The following is a 22,587-nucleotide window of genomic DNA, read 5'->3' on the forward strand; positions in this document are numbered from 1 at the left end:
TGAGGTGCGCGCAACCTGAGGCTTTGCCCCAGCAGGGTCAAGAACGCAATGCCCGGCGGCGGCGGAAGCGCGCGGGCCATGTGGGCAGCCATAGCAGCAGGCGGGTGAGACTGGCCCCCGTGATGAACCCCAAACCGGCGAAAAGCCATTCGGCACGGCTGCGCGGGGCGGTGGGGGCAAAGCCGCGCAGGGCGGCGCGCAAAGCTTCGGCATCCGGGTTACGCCATAGCAGATAGCAGCGCAGGAACGGGCCCGCTGACTGAAGCTGCGGCAATGCGGCCTCAAGCCACCCTTGCCGTTCGATGTTGCGGCGCAGGCCCAAGCCCCGGCGTTCCAGCAGCGCCGATCCGCGCAGCCGCGCCACGGCGCCTTCCCGGTTCAGCCCTGCGGCCTGCGCGGCGGCATCGAAATCCGCCACGACTTTGGCGAGGCGCTGTTCCGCCGCCTCTAGCTGAAACAGGTAGGCCCGGGAAACCCCCGGGCCTTGTGCGGCAATGCCTGCGCTTACGATCCCACCGGCCAATGTCAGCGCCCGCAGGATCATCGCGGCCCTCAGACGATACCGGCGTAGATCTTGGCGATCTTCTCAACCGCCTGTTCGGGCGGCAGCTCTTCGCTTTCGCCCGTGCGGCGGCTGGTCAATTCAACCACGCCGTTCTTCAACCCGCGTGGGCCGACGGTGATGCGCCATGGCAGACCGATGAGGTCCATCGTGGCGAACTTCATCCCCGCCCCGCCCTTGCGGTCGTCATAAAGCGGATCGAGGCCCAGCGCCTTGAGGCTGTTGTAAAGTGCGTCGCAGGCCGCGTCGGCCTCCGCATCGCCCTGTTTGAGGTTCACGATCCCCGCATGGAAAGGCGTCACCCCCTCGGGCCAGATGATGCCCTTGTCATCATGGCTCGCCTCGATGATCGCGCCCAGCAGGCGGCTGACGCCGATGCCGTGGCTGCCCATATGCACCGGCACCTGTTTGCCGTCGGGGCCCTGCACCTTGGCGTTCATCGCGTCGGAATATTTGGTGCCGAAATAGAAGATTTGCCCCACTTCGATGCCGCGCGCGCTGCGCTGGCGTTCTTCCGGTACCTGCGCGAAAACCTCCGGATCGTGGGTCTCATCCGTGCGGGCGTAGCGCGAGGTGAATTCCTCCAGCACCGCGCGGCAGGCGTCGTGATCATTGGGGTCGATCTCGCGGTCACCAAAGGTCAGATCGGTGATCTCGCTGTCATAGAAAACCTCCGATTCACCCGTTTCGGCCAGCACGAGGAACTCATGCGTGTCGTCGCCGCCGATGGGGCCAGAGTCGGCGCGCATCGGGATCGCTTGCAGGCCCATCCGCTCATAGGTGCGCAGGTAGCTGACCAGATGGCGGTTATAGGCGTGTAGCGCGTCCTCTTTGGTGAGGTCGAAGTTGTAGCCGTCCTTCATCAGGAACTCACGACCCCGCATCACGCCGAAACGCGGGCGGATTTCGTCGCGGAATTTCCACTGGATGTGGTAAAGCGTCAGCGGCAGGTCCTTATAAGAGCCGACATGGCTGCGGAAGATGTCGGTGATCATCTCTTCGTTGGTGGGACCATAGAGCATGTCGCGGTCCTGCCGGTCGCGGATGCGCAGCATCTCGGGGCCGTAGGCGTCATAGCGGCCCGATTCCTTCCACAGGTCCGCCGATTGCAGCGTCGGCATCAGCATCGGGATATGGCCCACGCGCTGCTGCTCTTGGTGCACGATCTCTTCGACCTTGCGCAGCACCTTGTAGCCCAGCGGCAGCCAGGAATAGATCCCCGCGCTGGATTGCTTGATCATCCCCGCCCGCAGCATCAACCGGTGGCTGACGATCTGCGCCTCGGCAGGGTTTTCCTTCAGCACGGGTAGAAAATATTGGGACAGACGCATGGTGTTTCCTCATTGACGCATTGCCCCCTGACTAGTGCATGTCAAAGGGCGAGACAATCACATCGCTGAGGTCTGGCGGCCCGCTGGGCCAGTTCCACCACTTGCCCGTTCCGCGCCTCTGACGCGCGCGCCACCCGCAGCCAAGGCTTGAAACGAAACGCCACATGGGCGATGTGATGGCATTCCCTGCCGGAGAGCGCCATGGCCCTGCCAATCAGAGACCAATTGAAGTACTGGGGCATCGCGGCTGCGGTGTTCATGGTGGCGCTGTGGTTCATCGGCGATGTGATGCTGCCCTTCCTGCTGGGCGGGGCGATTGCCTATTTCCTTGACCCCGTGGCCGACCGGTTGGAGCGTTTGGGGCTCAGCCGCACCATGGCCACCGCCGTCATCACCGTGGTGGCGCTTTTGGTCTTCGTGCTGATGGCGCTTTTGGTGATCCCGACGCTGGTCAATCAGACCGTGAACTTGATCGAGACCGCGCCCCAGCTGACCCGTAATTTCACCGACTTCATCACCGATCGCTTCCCGTCGATTCTGGACGACGATTCGACCCTGCGCACCTCGCTCACGACACTGGGGACCACAATTCAGGAACGCGGCGGGCAATTGCTGCAAACCGCGCTCGCCTCCTTTGCCTCGCTGATCAACGTCCTGCTCTTGTTCGTCATCGTCCCCGTGGTCGCGGTTTACCTGCTGCTCGATTGGGACCGTATGGTCGCCGCCATCGACCGGCTGCTGCCGCGCGACCATGCCCCGACGATTCGCCAATTGGCACGCGAGATTGATGAGACGTTGGCCTCTTTCGTGCGCGGCATGGGCACGGTCTGCTTGATCCTTGGCACCTATTACGCCGTGGCGCTGATGCTGGTGGGGCTGCAATTCGGCCTCGTCGTCGGCTTTGTCGCGGGGCTGGTCACCTTCATCCCCTACCTTGGCGCGTTGATCGGCGGGGCGCTGGCGATCGGTCTGGCGCTGTTCCAATTCTGGGGGGATTGGCTTTCCATCGGTCTCGTCGCCGGCATCTTCGTGCTGGGCCAAGTGGTCGAGGGCAACCTGCTGACACCAAAGCTCGTCGGCAATTCGGTCGGCCTGCACCCGGTCTGGCTGCTGCTGGCGCTGTCGGTCTTCGGCACGCTCTTCGGCTTCGTGGGTCTGCTGGTCGCGGTGCCCGTGGCCGCCGCCATCGGGGTGATCGCGCGTTTCGCCACGGCCCGCTACCGCGAAAGCGTGCTCTACAAAGGCCGAGAGCCTGAAACGACCGTCGACGAGGACATCCGCTAACATGGCCCACCAACTCGGGTTGAACCTGCCCAGCCGAACGGCTCTGGGCCGCGACGCTTTCTTTGTCGCCCCCTCCAACGCCATGGCCATGGCGATGATCGACGGCTGGCGCGGTTGGGCGGGCGGAAAGCTGGCGCTGACCGGGCCGCAAGGCTCGGGCAAGACGCATCTGACGCATGTTTGGGCAGACCTTTCGGGCGCGCGGATCATCAGTGCGGCGGACCTGCTGGAGGCCGACATTCCCGCCCTCGCCCGTGGTCCCGTGGCGGTGGAGGATGTGCATCTGATCGCCGGAGACGCGGCGGCGCAAACGGCGCTGTTCCATCTGCACAACCTCGTGCTGGCCGAAGGTCAGGCGCTGCTGCTCACCGGCACCGGGCCGGTGGCGCATTGGGGCCTTACGCTGCCCGATCTGGTCAGCCGGATGCGCGGCGCCACGATGGTTGAGATGGAGGCGCCCGACGATGCGCTGCTCTCGGCCCTGTTGGTCAAACTGCTGGCCGACCGGCAGTTGACGCCCAAGCCGGAACTGATCAACTACCTAATGACGCGGATGGACCGATCCTTTGCCGCCGCCATCGCGCTGGTCGACCGGCTGGATGCCGCCAGCCTTGCACAGAAGCGCCCCCTGACCCGCGCACTGGCCGCGCAGGTGCTGGACATCGCCCCGCCTCGCGCGTGATACTGGAATAATTAACGCAAGCCTTCGCAAACCCGTTACATTCCAATGTCATGAGGCCCGCATGACCCAAGCCGATTTCCTGCAAGCGCCCTTTCCGCCCGCCACCGATCTGCCCGACCTCGACACCGCCGGGCCGGGCCGGTTCTTCAACCGTGAGCTAAGCTGGCTCGACTTCAACTGGCGCGTACTGGAAGAGGCCGAGAACCCGCGCGTGCCGCTGCTGGAACGGCTGCGCTTTCTGTCGATTTCGGCCACCAATCTGGATGAGTTCTATACCGTGCGCGTGGCGGGCCTGCGCGAGCTTGCGCAGGCGGGCAACACCACCGCCGCCGCCGATGGGCTGAGCCCCGGCGAGCAACTGGTCTTGATCAACGAAGACGCGCGCAACCTGATGATGTCCCAGCAACGCGTGCTGGTCGACCTCATGGCCGAGATGGACGCGCAGAACATCATGCTGGAGCGCACCGCCGACCTGACCGAGGCGGATTACAAACATCTCGAAGGGGTCTTCCTCAACCAAGTCTTCGCCGTGCTCTCGCCGCTGGCGATCGACCCCGCGCACCCCTTCCCCTTCATTCCCAACACCGGCTACGCGCTGGCGCTGCAACTAGAGCGCACCCGCGATAAACGCCCGCTACAGGCGCTGCTGCCGATCCCGGCGCAGATCGACCGTTTCGTGCCCCTGCCCGCCCCCGATGGCAGCCTGCGCTATCTGCCGCTTGAAGATCTGCTGATCATCAATATTCCCAACCTCTTTCCGGGCTACAAACTCAAGGCGCATTTCGAATTCCGTGTGCTGCGCGACAGCGATCTTGAGGTAGAGGACGAGGCCGAAGACCTCGTGCGGGAATTCGAAGTCGCGCTGAAACGCCGCCGCCGGGGCGAAGTCGTGCGCCTGACCCATTCCGCCGGCGCGCCCGAAAAACTGAAATCCGTCGTCATGCGCGAGCTTTGTGTGCGCCCCCAAGACGTGATCGAGATCGACGGCATGTTGGGCATTGCCGACCTGTCGAAACTGGTGACCGACGCGCGGCCAGACCTGCTGTGGCCCCAGTTCACCCCGCGCGTGCCCGAGCGGGTCAGCGACCATGACGGCGATATGTTCGCGGCGATCCGGCAGAAAGACATGTTGCTGCACCACCCTTACGAGACCTTCGACATGGTGGTGCGTTTCCTTGCCCAAGCGGCGCGCGACCCGGATGTGGTGGCGATCAAGCAGACGCTCTACCGCACCTCGCGCGACAGCCCGATCGTCAGCGCGCTTTGCGAAGCGGCGGAGGATGGCAAATCGGTCACCGCGCTGGTCGAGCTGAAGGCCCGCTTTGATGAGGCCGCCAACATCCGCCAATCGCGCCGCTTGGAACGGGCGGGCGCGCATGTGGTCTACGGTTTTCTAGACCTCAAGACCCACGCCAAGATCTCGACCGTGGTGCGCCGCGAGGGTGACCAACTGGTGACCTATACCCACTACGGCACCGGCAACTACCACCCGATCACCGCGCGGATTTATACGGACCTGTCGCTCTTTACCTGCGACTCGAGCCTTGGGCGTGATGCAACGAAAGTGTTTAACTTCCTGTCTGGCTACGCCCCGCCGGAGCAGTTGGAAAACCTCGCCATCTCCCCCACGACGCTGAAGCCGCGCCTGCTTGAGATGATCCGGGCCGAGGCCGAACATGCCCGCGCCGGACGCCCCGCTGTGATCTGGGCCAAGATGAACGCGCTCATTGACGCCGAGGTGATCGACGCGCTGTATGACGCCAGCCAAGCGGGGGTGGAAATCAGCCTCGTCATTCGCGGCATCTGCGGGCTACGCCCTGGGGTGAAGGGGCTGTCGGACAACATCCGCGTCAAATCCATTATCGGGCGTTTTTTGGAACACAGCCGCATCGTCTGTTTCGGCAACGGTCACGGGCTGCCGCATAAAAAGGCACGGGTCTTCATGTCTTCTGCCGATTGGATGGGCCGAAACCTCAACCGCCGGGTCGAGACGTTGGTCGAGATCGAAAACCCCACCGTCAAGGCGCAGATCACCAGCCAAATCATGGCGGCCAATCTGGCTGACGTGGCGCAAAGCTGGGTCATGGGGCCAGATGGTAAATTCACCCGCCCGGCGATCCCCGAAGGCACTTTCGCCTTCAACTGCCACCGCTTTTTCATGGAAAACCCCTCGCTCTCGGGCCGGGGCAGCGCCGGGGCCTCGGATGTGCCCAAGCTGACCCATACCGAGGATTGACAGGCAAGCCCCCTTTGGCAATTGACCTCACCGCCCCCCTGCGCCAATTATCCAGTGAAACGGATGGCCCGCAGGAGCATTGATGGCAGACCAGACCGACCCTTCCCGAGCCGCCCCCGTCCCTGAGACGGGTGTGGCGGAACTGGGCCTTTTCGGAAAACCCTTGTTTCAGGATCCGGGCGCGCGGGCGCTGGCCCGCGTCGGCGTGGTGGATGTGGGGTCGAACTCCGTCCGGCTGGTGGTCTTTGACGGCGCGGCGCGCTCACCGGCCTATTTCTACAACGAAAAGATCATGTGCGCCCTGGGCGCGGGCATGGCCGAGACCGGGCATCTGTCCCCCGAAGGGCGCGCCCGCGCGCTCTCGGCCCTGCGGCGGTTCAGCAAATTGGCCGATGGCATGGGCCTGTCGGAGCTTACCGTCGTCGCCACGGCGGCGGTGCGCGATGCCAGTGACGGGCGCGCCTTCTGCGCCGATGTGCTGCGCGAGACCGGGTTGCGCATCTGGGTGATCGACGGCGAGGAAGAGGCGCGGCTCTCGGCGCAAGGGGTGCTTTTGGGCTGGCCCGGCGCTTACGGCCTTGTCTGCGACATCGGCGGCTCTTCGATGGAGCTTGCCGAAATCTCGGGCGGGCGCGTCGGGCGGCGGGTCACCTCCCAGCTTGGCCCCCTTAAGCTGCGCGACCTCAAGGGCGGGGCCAAGGGGCGGCACGCGCATATCAAAGAGGTCATCACCGGGCTTCAGGAAAAGATGGGCAGCCAGCGTGACCGGCTGTTCCTTGTGGGCGGCTCATGGCGGGCGATCGCGCGGATCGACATGTACCGCCGGGGCTATCCACTGCATGTGCTACACGAATACCGCATGACCGTAACCTCGGTTCGCGAGACGGTGAAATTTATCCAAACCTCCGATCTTGAGGAATTGCGCAGCGCTTGCGGTGTCTCCTCCAGCCGGATGTCGCTGGTGCCCTATGCCGCGGAGGTGCTGAGCCGGCTGGTCAAGACTTTCCGGCCCAAGGACATCGCCATTTCCAGCTACGGCATCCGCGAAGGTATGCTTTACGAACAGATGCCGCAGCGCCTGCGCGACCGTGATCCGCTGATCGAAGCCTGCTATTTCGCGGAGGCCAAGGACGCGCGGATGCCCGGTTTCGGCAAGGTGCTCTATAACTTCATCCTGCCGCTCTACCGCTCTGCCCCCCACGCCCGCAGGCGTTTGGTCAAAGCAGCCTGCCTGTTGCACGACGTAAGCTGGCGCGCGCATCCCGACTACCGGGCTGAGACCTGTTTCGACAATGCCACCCGCGCCAATCTCGGCGGCCTGAAACACGCCGAACGCATCTACCTCGGGCTGGCCCTGCTGCACCGCTATTCCAACAAGCGTGAAAACACGCGTTTCGAAGACCTCTATGAAATGGTCGATGAAAAGACCCGGTTGGAGGCCGAAATCCTAGGCAAAGCCATGCGCTTTGGTGCGATGCTCTGGATGGACAAGGGCGAACAGCGCGGCGAATTGCGCTGGTTCCCCAAGAAGAAGCAATTGGAACTCTGGCTCACCCCCGACATGGTGCCGCTTTTCGGCGAGGTCGCAGAGGCGCGGCTGAACTCACTCGCCAAATCGCTTGAGGCAGAGGTGCATGTCCGGACCGGCAAACGCGCCGCGCGTTAAAGCTCGATCTGCGGCGCGGGTTCGGTTGGTGTCTCTGGCGGGACCATCGGGTGATCGGGCTTGCGGCGGATGATGATATCGCCGTTTGGCTGTATCTCGGGCGCTTGATAGGCGCTCCAATCCTCGACCTCGTCCAAGAGCTCCGTAAGCTTCGGCCCCATCTCCCGCGCAAAATCGCGCAGCGCGGGGCGCATGGCCTCGGTGAACCCTTCAAACCCCTCCATGACCGGGCCCATTTCATCCATGATCCCGTCCATGAACATCTGCGCGCCGCGCTCGATCAGGCCGAGACCGCGTTCTTCGGATTCTTCCTGCGCATGGGCTGCGAGGGGCAGTACCGCACAAAGGGCGATAAGGGGCATAAAGCGTGTCATAGGATTGAAGTAGGCGGCGCCGCGCGCATGTCCAGTCTTACGCCACGCCGCTGGCAGCCCCCCGCCTAAAGATCGACATCCAGCGTGACTGGGAAGTGATCCGAGGCGGCCAGCAGCGCGTCACGCAGGGCGACGTCTTGCCAGCAGGCCGGGTCATCCATCGGGTGCCAAATCCGCCAGCGGGCCGCACGGGCGGCGATCTGCGGGCTGACCATGATGTAGTCAAGCAGCGCCTGAAGATAGCGTTCCTCCGGCGCGATCCAGAAACGCGCGCTGGTCGGCGCGGCCCCCAAACGGCGGCTGAGCGCCTGTTTGGCATGAGGATCGAACAGCGCCGCCGCCCCCTGCCCCAGCACGATCTCGACCGAAGAGCGACCAAACAGGCTTTCGAATTCATCCAGCCCCGGCCCGTCGTTCAGATCGCCCAAGACCATTATGGGCCGTTCCGCCGCCAAATGCATGTCGATCCGCCGCCTCAGCCAGATCGCCTGTGCCAATTGCTTGCGCCGGTTGGCAATGGCGATGCGCAGCACATCGGCCTCGGACTTGGCCCCATGGGGCGCTTTGGATTTGAGATGCGCGCCGATCATCTGGAAGGTGAAACCGGCCTGCGTGGTCACCTCCAACTCCAAGGGCGGTTTGGAAAAGACCACCGCGTCTTCGGTGGCATCCACATCAAGGTCGATCCGCAGCGTCTGGTCAAAGCGCGGGGCATTGGTGGCACCCTGAGGTACATGGCGGGCGCTGAGCTTGTCGGGATCATAGAGCAGCGCGATCTCATGCTCAGTGTCGTTGGAAAACCCCATGACAGCGGCCCGCGTGCGCAGGGAAAACCGCGCGGCGAAACGCTCAAGCGCCGCCACGGTGGATTGCCGCCGCCCGTGGTTCGGCGCTTCGATCACCATGACCGCATCGGCATCCAGCGCCCTGAACACGTGGCCCAAAGCTGCCGTCTGCTGCGCACGGGTCACCCCGTGCCGCCCGGCCCAAGCGTCATCGTCGTAAAGCCGGTTGTCATCGTCAAAAAGGCTCGCGAACCACTCAACATTGTAGGTCGCGATGCGCATCAAGCGTGTTTGCCCGAGAGCGTTTCCCATGCGCGGTTGATGTCGATCATGCGTTTCTCGGCCATCTTAATCGCCTCTTGCGGCAGGCCGCGCGCCACCAGCGCGTCGGGATGGTTCTCGCGCACCAGCCGCCGCCACGCGCGGCGGGCCTCTTCCAACGTCGCATTGGGGCCGATGCCCAGAACCGTGCGCGGCAGGGGCGAGCTATCGGGCACGAAACGCGCTTTGAGCGAGGCGAAAGCCTCTTCATCCATGCCGAAAATCGCGGCCACATCCTCAAGAAAGGCGTTTTCGTTGGGGTGGTAGATGCCATCGGCCATCGCGATGTGAAACAGCCCCTCCATTAGGTCATGCAGGGTCTGGGGCTGGTCGCTGAACATCCGCGCGATGCGGCGGGCGTAATCCTCGAAACCGGTCACGTCTTGGCGGGCAAGGTTAAAGACCCGCGCCGCCCCCTCCTGATCCGCTTCGGCGATCTGGAACACTTCGCGAAAGGCGGTCACCTCATCGCGGGTCACCAGCCCATCGGCCTTGGCCATTTTGGCGCCAAGCGCGATCACCGCGATGGTAAAGGCGACCGAGCGCTCAGGCGGGCTGCGCAGCCGGTCAAAGACAGCCGACAGCCCCTCGCCCGCGGTGAGGGCTGACAGAGCTTCGGAGATGCGCGTCCAGATCGACATGGGCTGACCCTTTGGTATTCGGCCCCCAGCTTAACCGCTGGCATCGGGGAAGTCAGGATGCTGTCAGCGTTTTTTGCATTAAGATGAGATCGAGCCATCGCCCATGTTTACGCCCCACCTCGGGCATCCGCCCGACCTGCGCAAAGCCCAGTCTTTCATGGAACGTCACTGCGCCGGGATTGGCGCTGCTGATCGCGGCGACCATGGTGTGACGGCCCTGCGCCGCTGCCGCCTCTATGGCCTGTGTCATCAGGTCGCGGCCCAGCCCCCGCCCCTGCGCCGCCTCGGACAGAACGATGCTATGCTCCACCGTCGCGGCATAGCCCGGCCCGCCCCGAAAGCTGCCATAGGTGACAAAGCCCAGCACCGCGCCCTCCCCTTCGGCCACCCAAAAGGCACCGGCGCGGGCAGCGATCAGCGCCGCGATCTCCACCGGTGTCTTTTCGTCGGTGGTGAAGGTCGACAGGCTGTCGCGGATCATGCCGTTCCACAGCGCCGCCACGGCGGCGGCATCCTGCGGCACGGCGGGGCGGATCACGCCGCCCTTCAGGGCGGCGCCTCCTTCCCCTTGCATCACTTCCGCGTCTCGCGGATCAGCTTTAGGATGTCCTGCGCGGCGGTTGGGATATTGGTGCCGGGTCCAAAGATCGCCTTCACGCCCGCGTCTTGCAGGAACTTATAGTCCTGCTGCGGAATCACCCCGCCGCAGATCACGAGGATATCCTCCGCCCCCGCATCCTTCAGCGCCTGAATGAGCTGAGGCGCCAAAGTCTTGTGCCCCGCCGCTTGGCTCGAGATGCCGATGACATGCACGTCGTTGTCCACGGCGTCCTGCGCGGCCTCCGCGGGCGTCTGGAACAGCGGGCCCACGTCCACGTCAAAGCCGATGTCGGCAAAGGCTGTGGCGATCACCTTGGCACCGCGGTCGTGGCCGTCCTGCCCCATCTTGACCACCAACATGCGCGGGCGGCGGCCCTCGGCCTCGGCGAATTCATCCACCGATTTCTGGATGTCGGCAAAGCCCGCGTCGCCCTCATAGGCCGCGCCGTAAACGCCCGAGAGCGTCTTGACCTCGGCCCGGTGCCGTCCGAATTCCTTTTCCATCGCCATGCTGATTTCCCCCACTGTGGCGCGTGCGCGCGCGGCCTCGACCGCGGCGTCGAGCAGGTTGCCGCCCTCGGCCGCCCGCCGTGTCAGTTCCGCCAAGGCGGCGGTGCAGGCCGCGTCATCCCGTTCGGCGCGGATGCGCTCCAGACGCGCCACCTGTCCTGCGCGCACCTTGACGTTGTCGACGTCGAGAATGTCGATCGGCTCTTCCTTGTCGCGGCGGTACTTGTTGACGCCCACGATCACTTCGGTGCCGCGGTCGATGCCCGCCTGTCGCTGCGCCGCGGCTTCCTCGATCCTGAGCTTGGGCATGCCCGAGGCCACCGCCTTGGTCATGCCGCCCATCTCCTCGACTTCCTCAATGAGCTTCCACGCCGCTTCGGCCAGATCGGCGGTCAGTTTCTCGACGTAGTAGGAGCCTGCCAGCGGGTCGACGACATTGGTGATGCCGGTCTCTTCTTGCAGGATCAGCTGGGTGTTGCGGGCAATGCGCGCGGAATGGTCGGTCGGCAGGCCGATGGCCTCGTCGAGCGAGTTGGTGTGCAGCGACTGGGTGCCGCCCAGCACCGCCGAGAGCGCCTCGTAAGCGGTGCGCACGACGTTGTTGTAGGGGTCCTGTTCGGCCAAGCTGACGCCGGAGGTCTGGCAGTGGGTACGCAGCATCGAGGACTTGGGGTTCTTAGGCTCGAACTCCTCCATCACCCGCGACCACAAGAGACGCGCGGCGCGCAGCTTGGCGGCCTCCATGAAGAAGTTCATGCCAATGGCGAAGAAAAACGACAGCCGCGGCGCGAAGCGGTCCACGTCCATACCCGCCGCAATCGCCGTGCGCACATATTCGCGCCCGTCGGCGATGGTGAAGGCCAGCTCCTGCACGAGGTTCGCACCCGCCTCCTGCATGTGATAGCCCGAGATCGAGATCGAGTTGAACTTGGGCATGTGGTCCGAGGTATATTCGATGATGTCCCCGATGATCCGCATCGACGGCTCCGGCGGGTAGACATAGGTGTTGCGCACCATGAATTCCTTGAGGATGTCGTTCTGGATCGTGCCCGAGAGTTTGGCCCGATCATGGCCCTGCTCTTCGCCCGCGACGATGAAATTGGCGAGGATCGGGATCACCGCGCCGTTCATCGTCATGGAGACCGAGACCTGATCGAGCGGGATGCCGTCGAAGAGGATTTTCATGTCCTCGACGCTGTCGATGGCCACGCCCGCCTTGCCGACATCGCCCTCCACGCGCGGGTGGTCACTGTCATAGCCGCGGTGCGTCGCCAGATCAAAAGCAACGGAGACGCCCTGCTGGCCTGCGGCCAAGGCACGGCGGTAGAAGGCGTTGGATTCCTCGGCGGTGGAGAAACCCGCATATTGCCGGATCGTCCAAGGGCGGCCCGCGTACATCGTCGCCTTCACGCCCCGCGTAAACGGCGCTTCGCCGGGGATGCTGCCCAGATGCTCCAGCCCGTCCACGTCGTCGGCGGTATAGAGCGGTTGTACGTCGATCCCCTCCAACGTCTTCCACGTCAGATCATCAAGGCTGCGTCCGCGCAATTCGCCTGTGGCCAGATCACGCCAACGCGCCTTCGCGTCCTTTTGGTCGGATGTCATATGCTTGTCCTTCTCCCTTAGCGCCCGGCGGCAGGCATCGGCCTGCGCAACTGTGGCGGCTGAATTGTCAAAGGCCGCGCCCCTAGGGGGATAAATACCCCCTGCGGCGCTTTGCCCTTCGCAAACTGGCACAGGCCCCCTATATTTGAGGGGACAGGAGCCTTGATGAAACGTTTGATCTCACTAGTTTTTGCAGGATTGATGACCACGGCGCCCATGGCCCAAGGGGCGGATGCCCCGGTGGAGGATCCGTTGTTCCTGCCTGCCGATATGGCCGATCTCAGCACCTTCCAATGGACCAAACGGCCCGTGCTGGTCTTTGCCAATTCCGAGAATGATCCCGCCTTTGTCGCGCAAATGGAATACCTCCGCGAGCGTGAGGATGAGTTGCGCCTGCGCGATGTCGTCGTGCTGACCGATACCGACCCCGCCGCGCAGAGCCCGCTGCGGCTGCGGATGCGCCCGCGTGGTTTCATGCTGGTGCTGGTCGACAAGGAAGGCCAGATCGAGCTGCGCAAACCCTTCCCTTGGGACGTGCGCGAGATCACCCGCAGCATCGACAAGATGCCGCTCAGGCAGCGGGAGATCAGAGAGGCGAAGGAGCGCGGCGTCAACCACTGATGCCCCGCGCCCTGCCCGCCCTGATCGCCCGCGCGTCGCACCCTATTCGAACTCCATGATCACATCGTCCACCGCAAGGCTGTCGCCCGCACCGGCGTTGACCTTGCTGACGACGCCCTTCTTCTCAGCGCGCAGGATGTTTTCCATCTTCATCGCCTCGATGGTGCAGAGCGCTTGACCCTCTTGAACCTCGTCGCCGACTTCGACGTCGAGCTTCACCACCAGACCCGGCATCGGGCAGAGCAGCATCTTCGACGTGTCAGGCGGCAGCTTTTCGGGCATCAGGGCCGCCAGTTCCGCCTGACGCGGCGTGCGGACATGGACCTTCAGATCCGCGCCGCGGGTGCGGATGCGGAAGCCGCCGGAGATTTTGCCGACTTTCAGCACCAGAGGCGCGCCATCGACGGTCATCTCGGCCAGCTGGTCGCCCGGGGTCCAATCACCGCTGACCCGCATTTCGCTGCCGTCAGAGAAAGCCACCGTCGCCCCTTCGGGATCGGCCTTGGTGACCACATCAAAGTTCTCACCCTGAAGCTTCACGTTCCAGTCGCTGCCGACTTTGCGCTCGTGGTTGTCCATCCGGCCCGAAACGCGGGCGCGGCGGATTTCGCCAACGCGGTGCATGGCGGCACAGGCGGCGGCGATGCGGCGCAGCTCGCTCTCCGGCAGGGACACGCCTTCGAAACCATCGGGATATTCCTCGGCGATGAAGGCGGTGGTCATCTCGCCCGAGACGAACTTGGGGTGATCCATCACCGCGCTGAGGAACGGCAGGTTGTGGCCGATGCCCTCGACCTCGAAACTGTCGAGCGCCACGCGCATCTTCTCGATCGCCTCGGCGCGCGTCGGCGCCCATGTGCAGAGCTTGGCGATCATCGGGTCGTAATACATCGAGATCTCGCCGCCCTCGTAGACGCCGGTGTCGTTGCGCACGGCCATGTCGCCCGCGGGCGCGTCGCCCTGCCATGTGCCCTGCTCCAGAAGCGGCCCCGCGGCCACCTCCTGCGGCGGGCGGTAGCGGGTCAGACGGCCGATGGAGGGCAGGAAGCCGCGGTAGGGGTCTTCGGCGTAAAGCCGGTTCTCAATGGCCCAGCCGGTCAGGGTCACGTCGTCTTGGGTGATCGACAGCTTTTCGCCGTTGGCCACGCGGATCATCTGCTCAACCAGATCGACGCCCGTGATCAGCTCGGTCACCGGGTGTTCCACCTGCAGGCGGGTGTTCATTTCGAGGAAGTAGAAATTCTTGTCGCCGTCGACGATGAATTCCACGGTGCCCGCGCTGGTGTAGCCCACGGCCTGCGCCAATGCGACGGCCTGTTCGCCCATGGCCCGGCGGGTCTCTTCGTCAAGGAAGGGGCTCGGCGCCTCTTCGACCACCTTTTGGTTGCGGCGCTGGATCGAGCATTCGCGCTCGCCCAGATAGATGCCGTTGCCGTGACTGTCGCAAAGGACCTGAATCTCAATGTGGCGCGGCTGCGTCACGAATTTCTCAATGAAGATACGGTCATCGCCGAAGGAATTCGCGGCCTCGTTCTTGGACGATTGGAAACCCTCGCGTGCTTCCTCGTCGTTCCAAGCGATCCGCATGCCCTTGCCACCACCGCCAGCGGAGGCTTTGAGCATCACCGGGTAGCCGATCTCATTGGAGATCTTCACCGCTTCCTCGGCGTCTTCGATCAGCCCCATGTAGCCCGGCACGGTCGAAACCCCGGCCTCTTTGGCGATCTTCTTGGAGGTGATCTTGTCGCCCATCTTCTCGATGGCCCCTTTCGGCGGGCCGACGAAGGCCACGCCAGCGGCCTCCAACGCTTCGGCGAACTTGCTGTTTTCGCTCAAGAAACCATAGCCGGGATGCACCGCCTGCGCGCCCGATTGCTTGATCGCCTCCATCACCTTGTCGATGACGATATAGGACTGGTTCGCCGGGGGCGGGCCGATGTGAATGGCCTCATCCGCCATTTCCACATGCAGCGCCTGCGCGTCTGCATCGGAATAGATCGCCACGGTGGTCAGGCCCATTTTCTTCGCGGTCTTGATCACGCGGCAGGCGATTTCGCCCCGGTTGGCAATGAGGATCTTGTCAAACATCAGCAGTTCCTTTGACGGTGACAGGCCACGCAAAATGCCGCGTCAGCCGGGGCTGCGCGGGTGCCTGTAGGGGTAAAGATGAAAGGGAGGCCGCCCTGCCCGCGCGGATGGCGGGCAAAGCGGCTATTGTAGCTGGATCAGTTACATTTTCCGGGATTGAGCTGGCAATAACCGACGTTGGCTGCAGCGCCGATTGCTGCGCCCTGCGCCAGCGACCCGCCTGTGACGGCTGCCGCACCTGCGCCGACGGCTGCGCCGCCCAGACCCTGCTCGCCGATGTTGTCACCGCATGCGGCCAGACCGGCTGTCGCGCCAAGCGCGAGAATGATGTTACGAATGGACATGTGCCTGTTCCTTCACTGCTATCTACTATCCGACCAACGCCCTGCCGTTTGACAAGTTCCCGGTCGGTTTTTCGGTCTGCTGCCCTGGGGCGCGAAAACCACCCTTTCGAAAAGTCGGGCAGCCCCGCGCAAGCGCGCGACTGCCCGATAGGGGAAGGGGTATGATCTTCATGTCCGGCGGCACGAAGGACAAATGATGTGCTGCCAGCCATGGCAAGTCTGGCCCAAGCCCGCAGCGGCGCCAAGCCTGCGCCAGTCCCGAACGGAACTTCGGCAAAGCCATGCTGATCTGTGAACAGGCGCGGCGACATCATGCCGATCAATCCTCGAAAGCTTCGGGAAAGGCGGCGCGGGCGGCGGCCACGTCGAGCACCAACAGCGCTTCGTAATCGGCAGGATCGAAAGGATCGGTCGCAGGCAGAACCTCACGGCCAAAGAGCCATGACAGACGGCCCGCATCCAGATTGCCCCGCTCGAAAGGATGTTCGCCAAAGGCTTCCCAAAGGGCTTTGACAAAGGCGGTATCGGCGCGGCGGTCCGGAGCGCGGCGGTCGGGGCGACGCTCACGCCGGGTGATGGGCGTGACCCCTTTCGGGTTCGGGCGGCGAATTGTGAATTGGAAATCGGTGCCGGGCAGACGCCCGGGGAACCCGCGGTGTTTCAACATATAGGCGGGCATCAGACACCCCTCCCGGTTGCAGGGGTGGCTGGGATCAGGGCAGGCGCAAACGCCTGCCCTGCAACGGCATTACTTGTACTTGCCGGTGTAGACGGGCTCAACCGAGATGGGCTCGGGCTCGACCACAACGTACTCTTCTTCTTGCTGCGCGCAGGCCGAAACCGCTGCGACGAAACCGATAGCTGCCAGCAACTTGATGCTCTTGGACATGTATATCTCCTATTAATGTTAAATGAACCTGACACGACAACACGCCGGCCAAGCCCGGGTTCTGAGGTAAGGGATACGTGGGTATTCCTTGACCGCATCATATGCGATTCACATGGCAATGGATACGGTTGCAAGTGCAATCGGTCACGTTGTGACTCCAAAGCATCATTCCAATCCGAGGATCGGCGGATTCTTGCAAGATATTGCCTGCGCATCACAAACCCTCCCAAATGCAGGTGTCATCCTGCGCCCGGAAAGCTTCGAAATACTGGGTCGCCTCGGGGTCGGCCGCGCCGAATTCCACCGGACGGTCAGCGAGGGAGACGACGATCACCTGCCCCGCCAGCGCATGTTCAGTCATGTAAGTAAGGGCGACGACCGCGCAGAGATGCTCCATATCCGACGCGGCGCGGTCATAGGCGATGGCACCCGGCCCTTTGGCAATCTGCGGCGCGATAAAGCGGAAGCGAAGCCAAGTTTCACCGCCGAGCTCCTCGACCAAGACCTCTTGCAGGTCAACAACTTGCCCAGAGGGGAGATCTATGGCCCGCGCGGGGCCTGCAAGCCCGACCGCCAGCAGGACTGGCAGCCAAGCCCGGCGCAGAAGAGCGCCTAGTGGTTGCGCAGCGCGTCGATCAGCGCGTCCTTGTCCATGTCCGAGCGCCCTTCGATCCCGAGCTCCTGCGCCCGGTCGTAGAGATCGTCCTTGGTCCAATCCTCGTAGGGCGGCTGTTTGCCCCCCTTCTTGCCGGGGTGCTGGCTGTCGTTGGCCTGCGCATTGGCGATCCGGGCGGCTTTCTCCTTGCTCGCCCCATCTTCGCGCAGGGACTTGTAGGTCTCTTCGTCCTTGATGGATGAATTCGGCATGATCCGGTCCTCCTTTGCAAGGAAAACCACCCAGCCCGCCGAGGGTTCCGCGCGCGGCCCTCGTGGGATCGGTATTTGAGAAAGGATGAAGCTGCATGATGGCGCTCAGAGCGGGATGTTGTCGTGTTTCTTCCACGGGGTCTGCACTTTCTTGTTGCGCAGAGAGGCGAAGGCGCGGGCGACCCGTTTGCGGGTGCTGCGCGGCTGGATCACCTCGTCGATGAAGCCACGTTCGGCGGCGACGAAGGGATTGGCGAAACGATCCTCGTAATCCTTGGTATGTTTGGCGATCTTTTCGGGGTCGTTCAGATCCTTGCGGTGAATGATCTCGGTTGCGCCTTTGGCGCCCATCACGGCGACTTCGGCGGTGGGCCAAGCGTAGTTGAAATCCGAGCGCAGGTGTTTCGAGGCCATCACGTCATAGGCGCCGCCATAGGCTTTGCGCGTGATGACGGTGACCATCGGCACCGTCGCCTCGCCATAGGCGAAGAGCAGTTTCGCGCCGTGTTTGATGACACCGCCGAATTCCTGACCGGTGCCGGGCAGGAAGCCGGGGACGTCCACCAACGTGAGGATCGGGATCTCGAAGGCATCGCAGAAGCGCACGAAACGCGCCGCTTTGCGCGAACTGTCGATGTCGAGGCAGCCGGCCAGCACCATCGGCTGGTTGGCCACCACGCCAACGGTACGCCCCTCAAGACGGATGAAACCGGTGATGATGTTCTTGGCGAATTCCTCTTGGATTTCGTAAAAGTCGCCCTCATCCGCCAGTTTGAGGATCAATTCCTTCATGTCATAGGGGGTGTTGGCGTTCGACGGTACCAGCGTGTCGAGCGAGGGCTCAATCCGATTGGGATCATCGAAGAAGGGGCGGACCGGCGGTTTTTCGCGGTTGTTGGCGGGCAGCAGATCGACGAGGCGGCGCACCTCGGCCAATGCCTCGACATCGTTCTCGAAGGCCGCGTCGGCGACGGAGGATTTGCGCGTGTGGGTCGTGGCGCCGCCCAGCTCTTCGGCGGTGACGACTTCGTTGGTGACGGTTTTCACCACATCCGGGCCGGTGACGAACATATAGGAGCTGTCTTTGACCATGAAGATGAAGTCGGTCATCGCGGGCGAATAGACTGCCCCGCCCGCGCAGGGGCCCATGATGACGCTGATCTGGGGGATCACGCCGGAGGCTTCGATGTTGCGCTGGAAGACCTCGGCGTAGCCTGCGAGGCTCGCCACGCCTTCTTGGATCCGCGCGCCGCCGGAATCGTTGATGCCGATCACCGGGGCGCCGTTTTGCACTGCCATGTCCATGATTTTGCAGATTTTCTGGGCATGGGTTTCCGAGAGCGAGCCGCCGAAGACGGTGAAATCCTGACTAAAGACATAGACGAGGCGGCCGTTGATCGTGCCCCAACCGGTGACCACGCCATCGCCTGCGGGCTTTTGATCTTGCATACCGAAATCGGTGCAGCGGTGGGTGACGAACATGTCGAATTCCTCGAAGGAGCCTTCGTCAAGCAGCAGATCGACCCGCTCCCGCGCGGTGAGCTTGCCGCGGCCGTGCTGCGCATCGATCCGTGCCTGACCGCCGCCCAAACGCGCATCTTCGCGACGCCGCTCCAGTTGTTCGAGAATGTCTTTCATGACGCACCCCTATTGTGATTTCGACCAGTCTACCGGACGAGCGCAACTGACCAAAGCGCAATTTTGCAAATTTGCAAAATCAATACAGGCGTGATGAAGCAAAATGAAAAGTTGCAAAACAATCTAGTTAACATGGACATTTCCCATACCCGCGACTACTTGCATTTGCATGAGCGATATCCCCCGGGTCCGGTATTTAGACCGGACGACTCCGCCCCATATTTCAACGCTGATCCTGCTGGCCGGGCTTTCGGCCATGGTCATGAACATCTTCCTGCCCAGCCTGCCGAAGATGGCAGAGCATTTCGGCACGGATTATGCGGTGATCCAGCTTTCTGTGCCGCTCTACCTGTTTTTCAGTGGGATACTGCAGATTTTCATCGGGCCAATTTCGGACAACCTCGGGCGGCGGCGGGTGATGCTTTGGGGCTTGGGCATCTTCTTCGTGGCCACGGTCGGCTGTCTGCTGGCGCCGAACATCGCCGTGTTTCTGGTATTTCGTATGGCGCAGGCCGTGATCGCCACGGGCATGGTGCTGAGCCGCGCGGTGATCCGCGACCTTTATACCCAAGACGAATCCGCCTCCATGATCGGCTATGTCACCATGGGCATGGCGCTGGTGCCGATGATCAGCCCCGCCTTGGGCGGTTTGCTGGAGCAGGGTTTCGGCTGGCAGGCATCCTTCTGGGCGATGCTGATCCTTGGCGGGCTGGTCTTTTGGGTGGCTTGGGCGGATTTGGGCGAGACCGCCCGGGCCAGCGGCAAATCGCTGCGCCAGCAGTTCGGCGAATACCCCGAGTTGCTCCGCTCGCCGCGGTTTTGGGGCTATGCTCTGGCCACGGGTTTTTGCTCGGGCGCCTTCTTTGCCTATCTCGGCGGCGCGCCCTTCGTGGGCACCGTGGTCTTCGGGATGGAGCCTGCGGTGCTGGGCCTCTATTTCGGCGCGCCCGCGATTGGCTATTTCATCGGCAACTTCGTCACCGCGCGGACCGCGACCCGTTTCGGCGTCAATACGCTGGTGCTTTGGGGCTGCATCTCCAATGCCGTGGGTGGTACGGTGTCGCTGCTGATCTTCCTTGCGGGCTACGGCTCTCCACTCAGCTTTTTCGGGCTGATGACGCTGGTGGGGCTGGGCAACGGGCTCTGCATTCCCAATGCCACCGCCGGGATGCTGTCGGTGCGCCCGCATCTGGCGGGCACGGCCTCCGGGCTGGGCGGGGCAATCATGATTGTCGGCGGCGCGGCTTTGAGCGCGCTGGCGGGCGCCCTGCTCACCCCTGAAACCGGAGCCTATCCGCTGTTGTGGCTCATGCTGCTGACGGCCATCGCCTCGGTCGCCTCCATCTGGGTGGTGATCCGGCGTGAGAAGGCTTTGGGCCTCTAGGCCTACGCTCCCCGCACTTGTGACCCCGGCTTTGCAAAGCTAGGCTGCACCTAACTGCAAAGTTGCAAAGGTGCGCGGATGGCGATCCAGAAACTCTATGCCGGTGTGAAACTGCGTGAGACCCGCACCCGCGCGGGGCTGACGCAAAAAGACTTCGCCGCCCGGCTGGGCGTCTCCTTGCCCTATCTCAACCAGATGGAGAACAACAACCGGCCCGTCAGCACCAATGTGGTGCTCGCCTTGGCGTCGGAATTCAGGCTGGATGTGACCGAGCTTTCCAGCGGCGATGGGGAGCGGTTGGTGAGCGATCTGCGCGAGGCGCTGGCCGATCCGATTTTCGCCGGAAAGGCACCCCCGGTGGCCGATCTGCGCCTTACCGCCTCCAACGCGCCGGGGCTGGCACATGCCTTCCTCGCGCTGCATCAAAGCTACCGACAGGTGCATGAACGGCTGGCCTCGCTGGACGAAGCCCTGGGCCGTGAGGATGCCCGCGCGATGCCCTCCCCTTGGGAAGAGGTGCGGGACTTCTTTCACTATTGCGACAATTACATCGATGCTGTCGACCGTGCATCAGAGCATTTCGCGACCCGCGAAGGCAGTGGCAGTGATACGCGGGCGACCGCGGCGCGTGCGCTTGAAAGCGCCGGGGTGCGCGTGGTTTTTGAGGATGACGACCGGCTGCGCGCCTATGATCCCGCGCGCAGGGTGCTGCATCTATCGGCCCGTGCAGCGCCTGAGACGCAGACCTTTCAGATGTTGTTGCAGGTGGCGCTGACCCAGCAGGATGCGCTGCTGGAGGCGACGCTGGACCTTGCCCGCTTCCACAGCGCCGCGGCGCGGGATATCGCAAAGATTGGGCTGGCCAATTATTTCGCCGGGGCGGCCCTGTTGCCCTATGGGCGGTTTTTGCAAAAGGCGCAGGACTGCCGCCATGATCTGGAGGTGCTGGCCGGGCATTTCGGTGCCTCGATCGAGCAGGTGGCGCATCGGCTGTCGACGATGCAGCGCCCCGGCGCGAAGGGGGTGCCCTTCTTCTTCGTCCGGGTCGATCAGGCAGGCACGATCACCAAACGCCATTCCGCGACCCGACTGCAATTCGCGCGTTTCGGCGGCGCCTGCCCGCTTTGGAACGTCCACCGCGCCTTTGAGACGCCGGGGCGGTTCCTGCGGCAGCTGGCCGAGACGCCGGATGGGGTGCGCTATATCAGTTTGGCGCGGGACATCTCGAAACCGGCGGGGCGGTTTGGCGCGCCGGTGCGGCGCTACGCGATCTCACTCGGCTGCGAGGTGCGCCATGCGCCCGCGCTGGTCTATGCCGATGGGATGGATGTCACCCGCAGCGATGCCTTTGAACCGATAGGCATTTCCTGCCGGATTTGCGAGCGCCGGGACTGCCATCAACGCTCCGTCCCGCCGCTAGAGCGGCAGTTGGTGGTCGACCCGCATCTGCGCGACACCCTGCCCTACCAGGTGGAGTGATCAGCGCCGCGCGCGCCGCCACCCCGCGCCGCGCGCCTCGGCTTCGGAGCAGAACCAACGCTCGCCCTTGCGGGCGCTGATGCGGGTGCGGCTGTAAAATTCCTGCCCCGGCATATGGTAAATCTTGACACCCTTGGCGCTGATATTGCCTTTGATCTGGCAGCTCCCCTCGGGCCGGGCAGGCTCGGACCCGCTGCGGCGGGTCACGCGGTAGCGGGCGGGGGAAACCGTCTTGAACCCGTGAATCCCACGGCCTGCGACAAAGGCGGCTTTCTCATCCAGATCATAGTCCATCGAATATTTCCGATAGGCAAAGGCCAGCCCGTCACGCACCAGCGCCTGCCCCACGTCAACGTTGCCCACATGGCAGCGGGCGACGATGCGATCATAGCGGTCGCGGTCTAGTGCCTCACAATGCGCGTTGGCCCCTTGGTATCTGTCGCGCACCTCCCTCGTTGTCCAATCTCCGCAGGCCCAAGCCTGCCCGCCCTCGGTCTCGCAGGTCTGGCTGGATTCGAGCGCATCGATGCCGTGTAAGCGGATGCGCGTACCGCCGAGATCGAAAGTATCCCCGTCGATCACGCGAACCACGCCCGAGACGGTCTGCGCCCCCGCCGATCCAGTTGCGAGGCTCAGTGTCAGACTGAGGGCGAAAAGTGAACAAATCCTTAACATGAGGC

Annotated in this window: 22 protein-coding genes; 7 read left to right on the top strand and 15 right to left on the bottom strand. The window is 63.5% G+C overall.

Annotated elements, in window-relative coordinates; translation table 11 throughout:
• Nucleotides 1–37: 37 nt before the first annotated feature.
• The gene (locus ACGYKA_RS01435; RefSeq protein WP_394409912.1) at nucleotides 38–544 is read right to left on the bottom strand and encodes a DUF2937 family protein; all 507 of its coding nucleotides are present in this window, start codon (nucleotides 542–544) and stop codon (nucleotides 38–40) included.
• Between the two features lie 8 nt (nucleotides 545–552).
• Nucleotides 553–1,893: a proline--tRNA ligase gene (gene proS / locus ACGYKA_RS01440; RefSeq protein WP_394409909.1), complete on the bottom strand. Its 1,341-nt coding sequence runs from the start codon at nucleotides 1,891–1,893 to the stop codon at nucleotides 553–555.
• Nucleotides 1,894–2,094: 201 nt separating this feature from the next.
• Between proS and ACGYKA_RS01445 the strand changes: the two genes are divergently transcribed.
• The 4 genes from ACGYKA_RS01445 to ACGYKA_RS01460 all read left to right on the top strand — a co-directional run bounded on the left by ACGYKA_RS01445 (nucleotide 2,095) and on the right by ACGYKA_RS01460 (nucleotide 7,761).
• The gene (locus ACGYKA_RS01445) at nucleotides 2,095–3,177 is read left to right on the top strand and encodes an AI-2E family transporter (RefSeq protein ID WP_394409906.1); all 1,083 of its coding nucleotides are present in this window, start codon (nucleotides 2,095–2,097) and stop codon (nucleotides 3,175–3,177) included.
• A 1-nt stretch (nucleotide 3,178) separates the two neighbouring features.
• A complete protein-coding gene (locus ACGYKA_RS01450) occupies nucleotides 3,179–3,859 on the top strand; it encodes a DnaA ATPase domain-containing protein (protein ID WP_271693247.1) in 681 nt (226 codons plus the stop codon).
• A 61-nt stretch (nucleotides 3,860–3,920) separates the two neighbouring features.
• Entirely contained in the window at nucleotides 3,921–6,095 is a 2,175-nt protein-coding gene (locus ACGYKA_RS01455) for an RNA degradosome polyphosphate kinase (protein WP_394409903.1), read from the top strand.
• A gap of 82 nt (nucleotides 6,096–6,177) precedes the next feature.
• Entirely contained in the window at nucleotides 6,178–7,761 is a 1,584-nt protein-coding gene (locus tag ACGYKA_RS01460; RefSeq protein WP_394409900.1) for a Ppx/GppA family phosphatase, read from the top strand.
• Here the strand turns inward: ACGYKA_RS01460 and ACGYKA_RS01465 are convergent.
• The 5 genes from ACGYKA_RS01465 to scpA all read right to left on the bottom strand — a co-directional run bounded on the left by ACGYKA_RS01465 (nucleotide 7,758) and on the right by scpA (nucleotide 12,597).
• Nucleotides 7,758–8,123 carry a hypothetical protein gene (locus ACGYKA_RS01465; RefSeq protein ID WP_394409897.1) on the bottom strand — a complete coding sequence of 122 codons (366 nt, stop codon included), beginning with the start codon at nucleotides 8,121–8,123 and terminating at the stop codon, nucleotides 7,758–7,760. The two genes, ACGYKA_RS01460 and ACGYKA_RS01465, sit on opposite strands and share 4 nt — an antisense overlap.
• Nucleotides 8,124–8,200: 77 nt before the next feature.
• Nucleotides 8,201–9,202 carry an endonuclease/exonuclease/phosphatase family protein gene (locus tag ACGYKA_RS01470; protein ID WP_394410442.1) on the bottom strand — a complete coding sequence of 334 codons (1,002 nt, stop codon included), beginning with the start codon at nucleotides 9,200–9,202 and terminating at the stop codon, nucleotides 8,201–8,203.
• A complete protein-coding gene (locus ACGYKA_RS01475) occupies nucleotides 9,202–9,882 on the bottom strand; it encodes a molecular chaperone DjiA (protein ID WP_067261634.1) in 681 nt (226 codons plus the stop codon). Before ACGYKA_RS01475 ends, ACGYKA_RS01470 begins: the two co-directional genes overlap by 1 nt.
• 52 nt (nucleotides 9,883–9,934) lie before the next feature.
• Nucleotides 9,935–10,456, bottom strand: a complete 522-nt coding sequence (locus ACGYKA_RS01480; RefSeq protein WP_394409894.1) for a GNAT family N-acetyltransferase — start codon at nucleotides 10,454–10,456, stop codon at nucleotides 9,935–9,937.
• Nucleotides 10,456–12,597: a methylmalonyl-CoA mutase gene (scpA, locus tag ACGYKA_RS01485; protein ID WP_394409891.1), complete on the bottom strand. Its 2,142-nt coding sequence runs from the start codon at nucleotides 12,595–12,597 to the stop codon at nucleotides 10,456–10,458. The genes ACGYKA_RS01480 and scpA overlap by 1 nt, the downstream gene beginning before the upstream one ends.
• Nucleotides 12,598–12,762: 165 nt before the next feature.
• Between scpA and ACGYKA_RS01490 the strand changes: the two genes are divergently transcribed.
• Nucleotides 12,763–13,218 (top strand): DUF4174 domain-containing protein, encoded by a 456-nt coding sequence (locus ACGYKA_RS01490; RefSeq protein ID WP_394409888.1) that lies wholly within the window; start codon nucleotides 12,763–12,765, stop codon nucleotides 13,216–13,218.
• A 42-nt stretch (nucleotides 13,219–13,260) separates the two neighbouring features.
• Here the strand turns inward: ACGYKA_RS01490 and ACGYKA_RS01495 are convergent, their stop codons facing one another.
• From ACGYKA_RS01495 to ACGYKA_RS01525, 7 genes are all read right to left on the bottom strand, one after another.
• Nucleotides 13,261–15,306 carry an acetyl-CoA carboxylase biotin carboxylase subunit gene (locus ACGYKA_RS01495; RefSeq protein ID WP_394409885.1) on the bottom strand — a complete coding sequence of 682 codons (2,046 nt, stop codon included), beginning with the start codon at nucleotides 15,304–15,306 and terminating at the stop codon, nucleotides 13,261–13,263.
• Nucleotides 15,307–15,443: 137 nt separating this feature from the next.
• Complete coding sequence (locus tag ACGYKA_RS01500) at nucleotides 15,444–15,650, bottom strand: hypothetical protein (protein WP_067261646.1); 207 nt, start codon at nucleotides 15,648–15,650, stop codon at nucleotides 15,444–15,446.
• Nucleotides 15,651–15,969: 319 nt separating this feature from the next.
• Nucleotides 15,970–16,317, bottom strand: a complete 348-nt coding sequence (locus ACGYKA_RS01505) for a hypothetical protein (protein WP_067261657.1) — start codon at nucleotides 16,315–16,317, stop codon at nucleotides 15,970–15,972.
• A gap of 81 nt (nucleotides 16,318–16,398) precedes the next feature.
• Entirely contained in the window at nucleotides 16,399–16,539 is a 141-nt protein-coding gene (locus ACGYKA_RS01510) for a hypothetical protein (RefSeq protein WP_168613065.1), read from the bottom strand.
• Nucleotides 16,540–16,753: 214 nt separating this feature from the next.
• Nucleotides 16,754–17,254, bottom strand: coding sequence for a DUF6497 family protein (locus ACGYKA_RS01515; RefSeq protein ID WP_394409882.1), 501 nt, complete (start codon nucleotides 17,252–17,254; stop codon nucleotides 16,754–16,756).
• Nucleotides 17,152–17,406 (bottom strand): Rho termination factor, encoded by a 255-nt coding sequence (locus tag ACGYKA_RS01520; protein WP_067630224.1) that lies wholly within the window; start codon nucleotides 17,404–17,406, stop codon nucleotides 17,152–17,154. The genes ACGYKA_RS01515 and ACGYKA_RS01520 overlap by 103 nt, the downstream gene beginning before the upstream one ends.
• A 105-nt stretch (nucleotides 17,407–17,511) precedes the next feature.
• Nucleotides 17,512–19,044, bottom strand: coding sequence for an acyl-CoA carboxylase subunit beta (locus tag ACGYKA_RS01525; protein WP_168612268.1), 1,533 nt, complete (start codon nucleotides 19,042–19,044; stop codon nucleotides 17,512–17,514).
• Nucleotides 19,045–19,213: 169 nt separating this feature from the next.
• Here ACGYKA_RS01525 and ACGYKA_RS01530 point away from each other — a divergent pair, with 169 nt between their 5' ends.
• A complete protein-coding gene (locus ACGYKA_RS01530; RefSeq protein ID WP_067261651.1) occupies nucleotides 19,214–20,428 on the top strand; it encodes a multidrug effflux MFS transporter in 1,215 nt (404 codons plus the stop codon).
• Nucleotides 20,429–20,506: 78 nt separating this feature from the next.
• A complete protein-coding gene (locus ACGYKA_RS01535; protein ID WP_271687936.1) occupies nucleotides 20,507–21,907 on the top strand; it encodes a short-chain fatty acyl-CoA regulator family protein in 1,401 nt (466 codons plus the stop codon).
• Here the strand turns inward: ACGYKA_RS01535 and ACGYKA_RS01540 are convergent, their stop codons facing one another.
• Nucleotides 21,908–22,582: a thermonuclease family protein gene (locus ACGYKA_RS01540; protein WP_271687938.1), complete on the bottom strand. Its 675-nt coding sequence runs from the start codon at nucleotides 22,580–22,582 to the stop codon at nucleotides 21,908–21,910.
• Between the last annotated feature and the right edge of the window lie 5 nt (nucleotides 22,583–22,587).

The organism is Sulfitobacter sp. 1A15106, assembly GCF_043556995.1.
Classification (GTDB): Bacteria; Pseudomonadota; Alphaproteobacteria; order Rhodobacterales; family Rhodobacteraceae; genus Sulfitobacter; species Sulfitobacter faviae.

What these genes read in the sequence shown, in the direction of transcription:
- ACGYKA_RS01510 (WP_168613065.1), bottom strand. Translation starts at nt 16,539, where the DNA reads ATGTCCAAGAGCATCAAGTTGCTGGCAGCTATCGGTTTCGTCGCAGCG.
- ACGYKA_RS01530 (WP_067261651.1), top strand. Translation starts at nt 19,214, where the DNA reads ATGAGCGATATCCCCCGGGTCCGGTATTTAGACCGGACGACTCCGCCC.
- ACGYKA_RS01460 (WP_394409900.1), top strand. Translation starts at nt 6,178, where the DNA reads ATGGCAGACCAGACCGACCCTTCCCGAGCCGCCCCCGTCCCTGAGACG.
- ACGYKA_RS01435 (WP_394409912.1), bottom strand. Translation starts at nt 544, where the DNA reads ATGATCCTGCGGGCGCTGACATTGGCCGGTGGGATCGTAAGCGCAGGC.
- ACGYKA_RS01480 (WP_394409894.1), bottom strand. Translation starts at nt 10,456, where the DNA reads ATGCAAGGGGAAGGAGGCGCCGCCCTGAAGGGCGGCGTGATCCGCCCC.
- ACGYKA_RS01465 (WP_394409897.1), bottom strand. Translation starts at nt 8,123, where the DNA reads ATGCCCCTTATCGCCCTTTGTGCGGTACTGCCCCTCGCAGCCCATGCG.
- proS (WP_394409909.1), bottom strand. Translation starts at nt 1,893, where the DNA reads ATGCGTCTGTCCCAATATTTTCTACCCGTGCTGAAGGAAAACCCTGCC.
- scpA (WP_394409891.1), bottom strand. Translation starts at nt 12,597, where the DNA reads ATGACATCCGACCAAAAGGACGCGAAGGCGCGTTGGCGTGATCTGGCC.
- ACGYKA_RS01450 (WP_271693247.1), top strand. Translation starts at nt 3,179, where the DNA reads ATGGCCCACCAACTCGGGTTGAACCTGCCCAGCCGAACGGCTCTGGGC.
- ACGYKA_RS01540 (WP_271687938.1), bottom strand. Translation starts at nt 22,582, where the DNA reads ATGTTAAGGATTTGTTCACTTTTCGCCCTCAGTCTGACACTGAGCCTC.
- ACGYKA_RS01490 (WP_394409888.1), top strand. Translation starts at nt 12,763, where the DNA reads ATGAAACGTTTGATCTCACTAGTTTTTGCAGGATTGATGACCACGGCG.
- ACGYKA_RS01475 (WP_067261634.1), bottom strand. Translation starts at nt 9,882, where the DNA reads ATGTCGATCTGGACGCGCATCTCCGAAGCTCTGTCAGCCCTCACCGCG.
- ACGYKA_RS01535 (WP_271687936.1), top strand. Translation starts at nt 20,507, where the DNA reads ATGGCGATCCAGAAACTCTATGCCGGTGTGAAACTGCGTGAGACCCGC.
- ACGYKA_RS01500 (WP_067261646.1), bottom strand. Translation starts at nt 15,650, where the DNA reads ATGTCCATTCGTAACATCATTCTCGCGCTTGGCGCGACAGCCGGTCTG.
- ACGYKA_RS01470 (WP_394410442.1), bottom strand. Translation starts at nt 9,202, where the DNA reads ATGCGCATCGCGACCTACAATGTTGAGTGGTTCGCGAGCCTTTTTGAC.
- ACGYKA_RS01495 (WP_394409885.1), bottom strand. Translation starts at nt 15,306, where the DNA reads ATGTTTGACAAGATCCTCATTGCCAACCGGGGCGAAATCGCCTGCCGC.
- ACGYKA_RS01505 (WP_067261657.1), bottom strand. Translation starts at nt 16,317, where the DNA reads ATGTTGAAACACCGCGGGTTCCCCGGGCGTCTGCCCGGCACCGATTTC.
- ACGYKA_RS01455 (WP_394409903.1), top strand. Translation starts at nt 3,921, where the DNA reads ATGACCCAAGCCGATTTCCTGCAAGCGCCCTTTCCGCCCGCCACCGAT.
- ACGYKA_RS01445 (WP_394409906.1), top strand. Translation starts at nt 2,095, where the DNA reads ATGGCCCTGCCAATCAGAGACCAATTGAAGTACTGGGGCATCGCGGCT.
- ACGYKA_RS01525 (WP_168612268.1), bottom strand. Translation starts at nt 19,044, where the DNA reads ATGAAAGACATTCTCGAACAACTGGAGCGGCGTCGCGAAGATGCGCGT.
- ACGYKA_RS01520 (WP_067630224.1), bottom strand. Translation starts at nt 17,406, where the DNA reads ATGCCGAATTCATCCATCAAGGACGAAGAGACCTACAAGTCCCTGCGC.